The 11,548-nt window shown below is 63.7% G+C and carries 11 protein-coding genes; 9 read left to right on the top strand and 2 right to left on the bottom strand.

Annotated elements, in window-relative coordinates; all coding sequences use genetic code 11:
- Positions 1-122: 122 nt before the first annotated feature.
- Positions 123-887 (top strand): sulfite exporter TauE/SafE family protein, encoded by a 765-nt coding sequence (locus ACTJKT_RS29490; RefSeq protein ID WP_440790001.1) that lies wholly within the window; start codon positions 123-125, stop codon positions 885-887.
- Here ACTJKT_RS29490 and ACTJKT_RS29485 read toward each other — a convergent pair.
- Positions 877-1,191 (bottom strand): putative quinol monooxygenase, encoded by a 315-nt coding sequence (locus tag ACTJKT_RS29485; protein WP_440789999.1) that lies wholly within the window; start codon positions 1,189-1,191, stop codon positions 877-879. The two genes, ACTJKT_RS29490 and ACTJKT_RS29485, sit on opposite strands and share 11 nt — an antisense overlap.
- Before the next feature lie 203 nt (positions 1,192-1,394).
- Here ACTJKT_RS29485 and ACTJKT_RS29480 point away from each other — a divergent pair, with 203 nt between their 5' ends.
- The 7 genes from ACTJKT_RS29480 to ACTJKT_RS29450 all read left to right on the top strand — a co-directional run bounded on the left by ACTJKT_RS29480 (position 1,395) and on the right by ACTJKT_RS29450 (position 9,381).
- Positions 1,395-1,985: an NAD(P)H-dependent oxidoreductase gene (locus tag ACTJKT_RS29480; protein ID WP_440789997.1), complete on the top strand. Its 591-nt coding sequence runs from the start codon at positions 1,395-1,397 to the stop codon at positions 1,983-1,985.
- Between the two features lie 152 nt (positions 1,986-2,137).
- On the top strand, positions 2,138-3,049 hold the full coding sequence (locus ACTJKT_RS29475) for a LysR substrate-binding domain-containing protein (RefSeq protein WP_440789995.1): 912 nt from the start codon (positions 2,138-2,140) through the stop codon (positions 3,047-3,049).
- A 181-nt stretch (positions 3,050-3,230) separates the two neighbouring features.
- The gene (ggt, locus tag ACTJKT_RS29470; protein WP_440789993.1) at positions 3,231-4,898 is read left to right on the top strand and encodes a gamma-glutamyltransferase; all 1,668 of its coding nucleotides are present in this window, start codon (positions 3,231-3,233) and stop codon (positions 4,896-4,898) included.
- 295 nt (positions 4,899-5,193) lie between these two features.
- Positions 5,194-6,543, top strand: coding sequence for a GntT/GntP/DsdX family permease (locus ACTJKT_RS29465; protein WP_440789991.1), 1,350 nt, complete (start codon positions 5,194-5,196; stop codon positions 6,541-6,543).
- 15 nt (positions 6,544-6,558) lie between these two features.
- Complete coding sequence (locus ACTJKT_RS29460) at positions 6,559-7,419, top strand: MurR/RpiR family transcriptional regulator (protein WP_440789989.1); 861 nt, start codon at positions 6,559-6,561, stop codon at positions 7,417-7,419.
- A gap of 1 nt (position 7,420) precedes the next feature.
- Positions 7,421-8,881 carry an N-acyl-D-amino-acid deacylase family protein gene (locus ACTJKT_RS29455; protein WP_440789987.1) on the top strand — a complete coding sequence of 487 codons (1,461 nt, stop codon included), beginning with the start codon at positions 7,421-7,423 and terminating at the stop codon, positions 8,879-8,881.
- Positions 8,882-9,012: 131 nt separating this feature from the next.
- Positions 9,013-9,381, top strand: coding sequence for a glyoxalase superfamily protein (locus tag ACTJKT_RS29450; RefSeq protein WP_009046877.1), 369 nt, complete (start codon positions 9,013-9,015; stop codon positions 9,379-9,381).
- A 142-nt stretch (positions 9,382-9,523) separates the two neighbouring features.
- Here the strand turns inward: ACTJKT_RS29450 and gliR are convergent, their stop codons facing one another.
- Complete coding sequence (gene gliR, locus ACTJKT_RS29445) at positions 9,524-10,552, bottom strand: AraC family transcriptional regulator GliR (protein ID WP_440789984.1); 1,029 nt, start codon at positions 10,550-10,552, stop codon at positions 9,524-9,526.
- Between the two features lie 255 nt (positions 10,553-10,807).
- On the opposite strand from gliR, the gene ACTJKT_RS29440 reads away from it, so the two are divergent.
- Entirely contained in the window at positions 10,808-11,365 is a 558-nt protein-coding gene (locus tag ACTJKT_RS29440) for a hypothetical protein (protein WP_440789982.1), read from the top strand.
- Positions 11,366-11,548: the final 183 nt, after the last annotated feature.

The raw sequence follows: 11,548 nt of genomic DNA, 5'->3' as shown, positions 1-11,548 counted from the left end.
GCGAGGCTTGCCCGCGATAGGGCCATCACAGCCGCCGAAAATCTCCAGCCTCTCGCCAAGCAAGAGGCTGCCTCAGTATATGGCAGATTTTCAGCCCACCGCCGCCGGCGCAGGATAGCGCCATGAACACTTCCCTCGCGTTTTACCAGAACCTCGGTTTGCTCCTGTCCCTGCTGGTGATCGGCACCTTTGTCCTGGCCGGCATGATCAAGGGCGTGATCGGCCTCGGCCTGCCGACCATCGCCATGGGCCTGCTCGGCCTGGCTATGGCGCCGACGCAGGCTGCGGCCTTGCTGATCATTCCGGCGACCCTGACCAATGTCTGGCAACTGGCCTTTGGTGGGCACCTGTGGACGTTGCTCAAGCGCTTGTGGCCGATGCTGTTGGCGATCTTTATCGGCACCGGCCTGGGCAGTCTGTGGCTGGGGATCGACGGCGGGCGCTGGGTGGTGCGGGCGTTGGGGGCGGCGCTGTTGCTTTATGCCCTGAGCGGATTGCTGCTGCCGACCCTGCGGCTGCGGCCGCGCATGGAAACCTGGCTGGGCCCGGCCTGCGGCCTGGTGACGGGCGTCATCACCTCGGCCACCGGGGTGTTCGTGATTCCGGCGGTGCCTTATCTGCAAGCCTTGGGCTTGCACAAGGATGAGCTGGTGCAGGCCCTGGGGCTGTCGTTCACCATCTCGACCCTGGCCCTGGCGGCCGGCCTGTACTGGCGCGGCGACCTGGGCGGCGGCGAGCTCAGCGCCTCGTTGCTGGCGCTGATCCCGGCCCTGCTCGGTATGTGGCTGGGCCAGGCGCTGCGCCAGCGCATCAGCACCCTGTTGTTCAAGCGGGTGTTTTTCAGCGGCCTGGGGTTGCTCGGCGGCCACCTATTAATCAACGGCTAGCGGACGACGGGCTGAGCATATCGATACGGCGGATATCGAAATCCCGCTCCAGGTAATCCATGCGCTTGTCGAAGAACGCCTTCATGTGCGGCAGGTTGGAGTGCACGTCCAGGTGCGCCTGGGATGCCCAGATCTCATAAAAGATGAACAGGCTCGGGTCCTGCTGGTCGCGCAGCATGTGGTATTCGATGCAGCCGGGCTCGGCGCGGCTCGGCTCGACATAGGCGCGAAACAGCGCCTCGAAGGCTTCGGACATTTCCGGGCGGGTCTTGGCGTGGAGGATAAAACCGTGCTGTGCGGACATGCTGCGTTCCTGAGTAAGGGAGTTTTAAAAAATTCTACGACACGAATCCGCCGCCTATTCGTGCGTATTGGTCAAATGTTTTTTGCCTGGATCGCGCTTATTCATATCGTCTCTCAACGATATTCTCCGCCCCATCGTTTTTAACCTTCTCGACCCGGCCTTGCAGCGCAACGCCAAAGGGTTGTTCCTGATGAGGCTGGATCATGAAAAAAGTACTGTTGCTCAACGGTGGCAAGAAGTTCGCCCACTCCGACGGCCGCTACAACGCGACCCTGCATGAAACCGCGGTGGCGGTGCTGGACCGTGGCGGCGTGGATGTGAAAGTCACCCACATCGACGAGGGCTACGATATCAAGGAAGAAGTGGCCAAGTTCCTCTGGGCCGACGTGATCGTCTACCAGATGCCGGGCTGGTGGATGGGCGCGCCCTGGACCGTGAAAAAGTACATCGACGAAGTCTTCACCGAAGGCCACGGCAGCCTCTACGCCAGCGACGGCCGCACCCGTTCCGACGCCTCACAGAAGTACGGCAGCGGCGGCCTGATCCACGACAAGCAGTACATGCTGTCGCTGACCTGGAACGCTCCGCAGCAAGCCTTCGACGACCCGAGCGACTTCTTCGAAGCCAAGGGCGTGGACGCGGTGTACTTCCCGTTCCACAAGGCCAACCAGTTCCTCGGCATGCGCGGCCTGCCGACCTTCCTCTGCGTCGACGTGATGAAGCGCCCGAACATCGAAGCCGATGTGCAGCGTTACGAAGAACACCTCAAGGCGGTGTTCAACCTCCCCGCGTAAATCCGGCTACTATCGGTGGCGTGCCGTGTAGCCGCTGCCGCAGGCTGCGATCGCCACCGAAGGGGGCGCAAGGTCGTGAGATCGTTGAAGGCCTTCGGCCTTATCGCAGCCTTCGGCAGCGGCTACAGGTGTCTATCGATAGAGGGTTTTACGTGAAAGCCAGATCCGACGAACTGCAGATCTTCGTCTGCGTCATCGAGTGCGGTTCGATTTCTGCGGCGGCCGAGCAGGTCGGGCAGACGCCGTCTGCGGTCAGCCGCACCCTGTCGCGCCTGGAAGCCAAGCTCGATACCACACTGATCAACCGCACCACGCGGCGCATGGACCTGACCGAAGAGGGCAAGTACTTCTTCGAGCAGGCCAAGCTGATCCTCGACCAGATGGACGAGCTCGAAGAACGCCTGTCGTCCCGCCAACAGACGCCGTCCGGGCGCCTGCGGATCAACGCTGCCTCGCCGTTCATGCTGCATGCCATCGTGCCCTACATCGCCGAGTTCCGTAGCCTGTACCCGGACATCCAGCTGGAACTCAACAGCAACGACCTGATCATCGACCTGCTGGAACAGAGCACCGATATTGCGATCCGCATCGGCACCCTGGCGGACTCGACTCTGCATGCGCGTTCGCTCGGTTGCAGCCCGCTGCATATCCTCGCCAGCCCCGCATACCTGAAGCAGCACGGCACACCCGCCACCGTGGCCGAGCTGAGCGAACATACCCTGCTGGGCTTCACCCAGACCGAAACCCTCAACCACTGGCCGCTGCGCCATGTTCATGGCGACCGCTGGCCGATCCAGCCGGGCATCAGCGCCTCCAGCGGCGAGACGGTGCGCCACCTGGTGCTGGAAGGGCAGGGCATTGCCTGCCTGTCGCACTTCATGACCATCGACGACATCCGCGCCGGGCGCCTCACGCCGCTCCTCGCGCAGTTCAACAGCGGCTATCGCCAACCGATCAACGCCGTGTACTACCGCAACTCGCAGCTGGCCCTGCGCATCCAGTGCTTCCTCGACTTTATCCAGGGCAAGCTGGCCGATTACGCCAACCCGCTGTTCGAAGGCTGATCCCTTTGTAGGAGCTGGCAAGCCAGCTCCTACAAAGGGGCTGACGCTGCCGCGACCTGACTGATCCATCCGCGACAAACGGCTGCCTGCGGGCGGCCGTTTTGCTGTTGGCGTTTGCTCGAAGCGCACCAATACGCCTAAGGTTCGTCTGGCCCGATAACAACTAAAAAGGATGGACTCCATGCGTATGCTGCTGTGTAAGACCCTGGCCCTGAGCGTGGCGATTGCTGTCAGCTCGCCGACCTTCGCCGCGTTGCTGGAAGGTGGCGCGGTCGCCGCGCCGAACCAATATGGCGCCGACGTCGCGGCGCAGATTCTGAAGAAGGGCGGCAACGCGGTGGACGCCGCGGTCGCCACCGCCTTCACCCTGGCGGTGACCTACCCCGAAGCCGGCAACATTGGCGGCGGCGGTTTCATGACCCTGTTCATCGACGGCAAACCCTACTTTCTCGACTACCGCGAAACCGCGCCCAAGGCCGCGACCCGCGATATGTACCTGAATGAAAAAGGCGAGGTCATCGAAAACCTCAGCCTGGTCGGCGCGCGCGCCGCGGGGGTGCCGGGCACGGTGATGGGCCTGTGGGAGGCGCACAAGAAATTCGGCAAGCTGCCCTGGAGCGAGCTGATCACCCCGGCGGTGGGCTATGCGAAAAACGGCTTCAAGGTCGCCGACAAGCAGTACCAGTACCGCGAGGACGCGCTGAAGCTGTTCAAGGACAGCACCAATTTCGGCGACTACTTCGGCAGCATGAAATCGGGCGAAACCTTCCGCCAGCCGGAGCTGGCCGCGACCCTGGAGCGCATCGCCGACCAGGGCGTCAAGGAATTCTATGAAGGCAAGACCGCCGACCTGCTGGTGGCGCAGATGCAGGCCGACAAGGGCCTGATCACCAAGCAGGATCTGCAGGACTACAAGGTCGCCTGGCGTGAGCCGCTGCAGGTCAACTGGCGCGGCAACACCCTGTACACCGCGCCGCCGCCAAGCTCCGGCGGCGTCGCCCTGGCGCAGCTGATGACCATCAAGGAAGAACGCACGGCGGACTTCAAGGGCGTCGAGCTGAACTCGGCCAAGTACATCCACCTGCTGGCGGAAATCGAAAAACGCGTGTTCGCCGACCGCGCCGATTACCTCGGGGACCCGGCGTTCTCCGATGTGCCGGTCAAGCAGCTGACCGACCCGGCTTACCTGAAAAAACGCGCCGCCGAGATCAATCCGACGGCCATCTCGCCCACCGAAAAAGTCCGCCCGGGCCTGGAGCGGCACCAGACCACCCACTTCTCCATAGTCGACGCCGACGGCAACGCGGTGAGCAACACCTACACCCTCAACTGGGACTACGGCAGCGGTGTGGTGGTCAAGGGCGCGGGATTCCTGCTCAACGACGAAATGGACGACTTCAGCGCCAAGCCCGGGGTGGCCAACGCCTTTGGCGTGGTCGGCGGCGACGCCAACGCCATCGCCCCGGGCAAGCGCATGCTGTCGTCCATGAGCCCGAGCCTGGTGACCCGCGACGGCAAGGTCACCCTGGTGCTGGGCACGCCGGGCGGGTCGCGGATCTTCACCTCGATCTTCCAGGTGCTGAACAATCTCTACGACTTCAACCTGCCCCTGGAAAAAGCCGTGGCTGCGCAGCGCGTGCATCACCAGTTGCTGCCCAAGGACACCATTTACTACGACGCCTACGCGCCGCTCACCGGCAAGGTCGCCGACGAGCTGAAAGCCATGGGCTACACCCTGGAAGACCAGGGCTGGGAGATGGGCGATATCCAGGCGATCCGGGTCACCGGCAGCCAGCTGGAAACGGCCTCCGACCCACGCGGGCGCGGCGTGGGCAAAGTCGTCAAATAACCCGCTGATCACGAGCAAGCTTCTGTAGGAGCGAAGCTTGCTCGCGATTGGAGCCCCGCGGTGTGCCAGGAACGACGCCATCGCGGGCAAGCCTCGCTCCTACAGAAGCGGGGCTTCCGCTACAGCGGATGAAAATACCCCTCGCCGATTTTCATTATTCGCGACACGACTTGTCTGTCCGCGACAAAGCTTGTCTCTATACGAAAATTAATTTCATGGGGTTTGAAAATCCGGTCACGAAATGATTTATGAGTTTCACAAGCATTCGACGTGACCCTTTTTCGAGGAGTACCGCATGACACCTGCAACGGGCTACTGGCTGCTGGGCTATGCCGCCATCGCCATCATCGCGCTGATCGTCCTGATCGCGCGTTACCGGATCAATCCGTTCATTGTCATCACCCTGGTCTCGGTGGGCCTGGCGCTGATGGCTGGGATGCCGCCGTCCGGCGTGGTCGGGGCCTACGAGGCGGGTGTCGGCAAGACCCTGGGGCACATCGCCCTGGTGGTGGCCCTGGGCACCATGCTCGGCAAGATGATGGCCGAGTCCGGCGGCGCGGAGCAGGTGGCGCGGACCCTGATCGACCGTTTCGGCGAGCGCAACGCGCACTGGGCGATGGTCTGCATCGCCTTCCTGGTGGGCCTGCCGCTGTTCTTCGAGGTCGGTTTCGTGTTGCTGGTGCCGATTGCCTTCACCGTGGCGAAGCGTGTCGGCGTGTCGATCCTGATGGTCGGCCTGCCGATGGTCGCCGGCCTGTCGGTGGTGCATGCCCTGGTGCCGCCGCACCCGGCGGCGATGCTGGCGGTGCAGGCCTATCAGGCGTCGGTGGGGCAGACCCTGCTGTACGCGATCCTGATCGGCATTCCCACGGCGATCATCGCCGGCCCGGTGTACGCCAAATTCATCGTGCCGCGCATCCAGCTGCCGGCGGAGAACCCGCTGGCGCGCCAGTTCATCGACCGTGAGCCGCGCACCCGCCTGCCCAGTTTTGCGATCACCATGGCCACCATCCTGTTGCCGGTGGTGCTGATGCTGATCGGCGGCTGGGCCAACCTGATTTCCACTCCGGGCAGCGGCCTCAACCAGTTCCTGCTGTTTATCGGCAACTCGGTGATCGCCCTGTTGCTGGCGACCCTGCTGAGCTTCTGGACCCTCGGCCTGGCCCAGGGCTTCAACCGCGAATCGATCCTCAGGTTCACCAACGAATGCCTGGCGCCGACCGCCAGCATCACCCTGCTGGTGGGCGCCGGTGGCGGCCTGAACCGGATCCTGGTAGACGCCGGGGTCACCGACCAGATCGTCGGCCTGGCCCATGAATTCCAGCTGTCGCCGCTGCTGATGGGCTGGCTGTTCGCCGCGCTGATGCGCATCGCTACCGGCTCGGCCACCGTGGCCATGACCACCGCCTCGGGCGTGGTGGCGCCGGTGGCCATCGGCCTGGGTTACCCCCATCCGGAACTGCTGGTGCTGGCCACCGGCGCCGGCTCGGTGATCTTCTCCCACGTCAACGACGGCGGCTTTTGGCTGATCAAGGAATACTTCAATATGACCGTGACCCAGACCTTCAAGACCTGGACGGTGCTGGAGACCCTGATCTCGGTGGTCGCCTTCGCCCTGACCGTCGGTCTTGCCCAACTGCTTTGAGCCCAGGTGCCGCCCATGGACATCCTCTACCAGATCCGTTCCCGCCAGGATTCCTTCAGCGCCGGCGAAGGCCGCATCGCCCGCTTGATGCTGGATGACGTCGGTTTCGCCGCCTCGGCCAGCCTGGAAGAACTGGCGCAGCAGGCGGAAGTCAGCGCCGCCACCCTGTCGCGTTTTGCCCGCAGCGTGGGCTGTCGCGACCTGCGCGACCTGCGCCTGCAACTGGCCCAGGCCAGCGGGGTCGGCAGCCGCTTTCTCGACCCGGCGGACGCGCCAGAGCAGTCGGGGTTCTACCGGCAGATCGTCGGCGATATCGAGTCGACCCTGCATCAGCATCTGGCGGGGTTTGACGAGTCGCGTTTCAGCGATGCGGTGCGCCTGCTAGGCAAGGCGCAGATGATTCATGCCTTCGGCATGGGCGGTTGTTCCACCCTGTGCAGTGACGAGTTGCAGGTGCGCCTGGTGCGCCTCGGCTACCCCATCGCCGCCTGCCACGACCCGGTGATGATGCGGGTGACCGCCGCGGCCCTAGGCCCGCAACACGCGCTGATCGCCTGCTCCCTGACCGGCATCACCCCCGAATTGCTGGAGACCGTCGAACTGGCCCGCAGCTACGGCGCCAGCGTGCTCGCCATCACCCTGGCCGACTCGCCGCTGGCGGAACTGGCGGACGTGCTGCTGCCGCTGCAAAGCGCCGAGACCTCCTTTATCTACAAACCCACGGCCGCGCGCTACGGCATGCTGCTGGCCATCGACGTACTGGCCACCGAGCTGGCGCTGGCTCTGCCCGAAGACAACCAGGAACGTCTGCGCCGGATCAAACTGGCCCTGGACGATTACCGCGGCGGCGACGATTGCCTGCCGCTGGGAGACTGACATGCTTTACGACACCCTGATCCGCAACGCCCTGGTGATCGACGGCAGCGACCGCCCGGCTTACCCCGCCGATGTCGCCCTGCTCGATGGCCGCATCGCCCGCATCGGCGACCTGCAAGGCGCCCGTGCCACTGAAGAAGTCGACGCCGCCGGGCAGGTGCTGGCCCCCGGTTTTATCGACGTGCACACCCATGACGACACTGTGGTGATCCGCCAACCGCAGATGCTGCCCAAGCTCAGCCAGGGCGTGACCACGGTGATCGTCGGTAACTGCGGCATCAGCGCCTCGCCGGTGAGTTTGCGCGCCGACCCGCCGGACCCGATGAACCTGCTGGGCAGCCAGGCAGCTTTCGTCTATCCGCGTTTTCGCGACTACCGCGACGCGGTGGACGCCGCGCAACCGGCGGTCAATGTGGCGGCGCTGATCGGCCACACGGCGCTGCGCAGCAACCACCTGGACGACCTGTATCGCACCGCCACGGCGGAGGAAATCGCCGCCATGCGCGAGCAACTGCGCGCCAGCCTGGAAGACGGCGCCTTGGGTTTATCCACAGGCCTGGCCTACGCCAGCGCCTTCTCGGCCGAGACCGACGAGGTGCTGCAACTGGCCGAGGAGCTGAGCGCCTTCGGCGCGGTGTACACCACCCACCTGCGCAGCGAATTCGAACCGGTGCTGGAGGCCATGGACGAAGCCTTCCTGATCGGCCGCCACGCCAAGGCGCCGGTGATCATTTCCCACCTCAAATGCGCGGGGGCGGGCAATTGGGGCCGCAGCCCGCAATTGCTGGCGTCCCTGGAGCAGGCGGCGAAGGACCACCCGGTGGGCTGCGATTGCTACCCCTACGCGGCCAGTTCCTCGACCCTCGACCTCAAGCAGGTCACCGACGCCTTTCGCATCACCATCACCTGGTCCACCCCGCACCCGGAACTGGGCGGCCGCGACCTGATGGACATCGCCATCGAGTGGGGCACGGCCCTGGTTGAGGCCGCGCGGCGCCTGCAACCGGCCGGCGCGGTGTACTACGGCATGGACGAAGCCGATGTGCGGCGCATCCTTGCCCATCCGCTGTCGATGATCGGCTCCGACGGCCTGCCGGAAGACCCCTTCCCCCATCCACGGTTGTGGGGCGCTTTCCCGCGGGTGCTCGGGCACTTCAGCCGCGACCTCGGCCTGTTCCCACTGCACACCGCCGTGCACAAGATGACCGGGCTGTCGGCAGCGCGCTTCGGCCTCAAGCAGCGTGGAGAAATCCGCGAAGGCTACTGGGCCGACCTGGTGCTGTTCGACCCGGCGCGGGTCCGCGACGTCGCCGACTTCAAAAGCCCGCAACAAGCCGCCGAAGGGATCGAGGGCGTGTGGGTCAACGGCGTGCGCAGCTATGCCGAAGGCCAGGCCAACGGCCGCAGGCAAGGGCGCTTCCTGGCGCGGGAAGGGGATTTGCGTGAAGGCTTCAACGGCTGAAGGCGCGCGGTGCCGAATAGGTGAACGCCGTCACAATGATGGCCTGGTGATATTAAAGAAAGCCTTGGCCTAGCCGAAGTGCTGACATCCACCTGCTATACCGTGGACATCTTTCATCAGGGAGTCGCGCAATGAGCTTTGGCAAAACCACCCCCATCCTGCGGATCTTCGACGAGGCCAAGGCACGGGAGTTTTATATCGACTTCCTGGGCTTCACGCTCGACTGGCAGCACCGCTTCGAAGACAACTTCCCGCTGTATATGCAGGTGTCGCGCGGGGAGTGCGTGCTGCACCTGTCGGAGCACCATGGCGATAGCACGCCGGGTTCCGCGTTGCGCATCGAGACCGACGAACTGGAAGCCTTCCAGCAGCAGTTGCTGGCCAAGGATTACCGCTTCGCCCACCCGCAGATCCAGGCCATGCCCTGGGGCAGCCAGGACATGACGGTGCTCGATCCGTTCGGCAATCGGTTGGTGTTCACTAACGCCATCTGCGTCTGACCCCGAATCCCGAATCCGAACATGAACCTGTAGCCGCTGCCGAGCACCAGCGAGGCTGCGATCGACCCCGAAGGGGGCGCAGGGATCTTGATATCGCTGGAGGACCTTCGGTCCTATCGCAGCCTCGCAGGCTCGGCAGCGGCTACAGGGATTGGCGTGCTCGCTGGGTCTGCCGAAACTCCCCCGGCGTCATCCCCGTCCGCCCCTTGAAGGTGCGGTGAAACGAGCGCGGTTCGGTAAAGCCCAGGTAATAGGAAATGTCCTGGATCGGCAGGTCGCTGTGCAGCAGGTAATGCTCGGCCAGCTCCTGGCGCAGGTCGTCGAGGATCTGCTGGTAGGAGGTGCCGGCCTGTTGCAGCTGGCGTTGCATGGTGCGTGGTGACATCGCCAGCAGATCGGCCACCTGTTCCTTGCGCGGCAAACCTTCCTTGAGCAACTGGCGCAGGGCGTTTTTCACCTGCAGCGCCAGCGGAGCTTCCTCGAGCGACGCCATCAGGCTCATGGCGTGCTCTTCCAAGGTTCGCAGCAACTGGGCGTCGGCCTGGCGCAACGGCAGTTGCAGGTAACTCAGCGGCGCCAGCAAGGCCGAGCAGCTCTGCTCGAACAGCACCGGGCAAGCAAAAAACGCTTCGTATTGTTCCTGCGTGGTGCCGGCCGGCAGCGGGTGTTCGAACCACACGGCGCTCGGTGAGAGCTGGGTGTCGGCAATCCAGCGGGCATAAAGCAGCCAGGAGGCGAGCACGTTTTCCACCAGCTGGCGGCGGGTGTCGGAGGTCGGCAGGCGGCAGTTCCAGATCAGGCGGACCTGCTCCTCGACCATCTCGATGCGGCTCACCCCCATGTCACCCACCAGTTTTTCGAACGGCATGATCCGGCTCATGGCTTCGCCCAGGGTCGCGCAGTTCATGGTGATGTAGCCGAGCACGCTCCAGGAGTTGGGCAACACGTAGCGGGCAGCATTGAGGCCGAACAGCGGGTCGCCGGAGTGCTGGCAGAAATACCCCAGCAGGCGTTCGTGGACCTCGACGGGCAGGCGCAGGCTGTTGTCGTTCAGTTGTTCGGCGGCAAGGCCCGCGGCTTGCAGCGCGGGAGCGGTGGGCAGGCCGAGGTGTTCGGCGTGGCGCAGGTATTTGAGCAGCGGTGGGACCGAGGTGTAACCAAGGGGCTGCATGGTGGGGTTCCTGGCGGTGGGCGCGCTTTTTGAGGGTAAAGGTAATGGGCCGGGATCGTTGGTGCAACGCCTGACCTGTAGGAGCGAGGCTTGCCCGCGATGACGGTGGTAGCCTCGCAGGGGATGTTGGACGGTCTACATATCTGTTTCTGCGGTAACTCAAGACTGTGGGGTGCCGGCCGATCTGCGAGAGGTAGGAAAATTTACGGGGGCCTGAAAAGTGCTCCCCAACAACGCCAGGAATGGAATCCAAAGATGAATACGACACCTGTATGGCCGGAGGTTTTTCTCGGGGCTTTTGCTGCGATCAGCGAGCGCATGGCGCAGGTATTGGAACTGAACGATTGCCGGGAGCATTGGATTCAGGCGGAACTCAGCCTGTATGCCTGGCAGCAGGGTTATCCGGATATCTGGACCGGCGGCAACGCCGGTGGACGCACGAAAGTCGACCTGTACACGGAAGATCTCGACATGGCGGCCGAGGTGAAATGCCTGGGGGATGTGTCTTTTGCCAAGTGCCTGATGGGCAAGGGGATGGGCGAGACTCGATCCGTTCTTCGAGAGGATGGCGATGGACGGCTCTGGTTTCCGCAGGTTGACCCGGATGAGTCTGTTGAGTGGTCGGTGTTTGCGGATCTTCGCCGCTTGCAACGGATGGAGGGGGTTCGCAATAAGTTTCTTGTTCTGGTGATTGCCAAGGATTACGTGGCTGAGACGGAGATGGGGGAGACGCTGCGGCGGCTTCGTTTGTCGGAAGAGGAGTGGTCCTTGGAGCTGAAGAACGCCACGGTGCGGATCTGGCGTATCGAGTAGCACAGGCTTCTGTAGGAGCGAGGCTTGCCCGCGATGGCGGTGGTGATGTCGCTGGTGATGTTGGACGGGGTACATATCCATTCCTGCGGTAACGGCGGCTTATGGTTCCGCCCTTACGGCGGGTCACTTTTTTTCAAACGCCAAAAAAAGTAACCAAAAAACGCTTGCCCCTGCGTACGGCCT

It is taken from the genome of Pseudomonas sp. 22526, from assembly GCF_052044735.1.
In the GTDB taxonomy this organism is placed as follows: domain Bacteria; phylum Pseudomonadota; class Gammaproteobacteria; order Pseudomonadales; family Pseudomonadaceae; genus Aquipseudomonas; species Aquipseudomonas piscium.
Note: the sequence above shows the minus strand (reverse complement) of the source record. Positions and strands in the feature narration are given on the sequence as shown.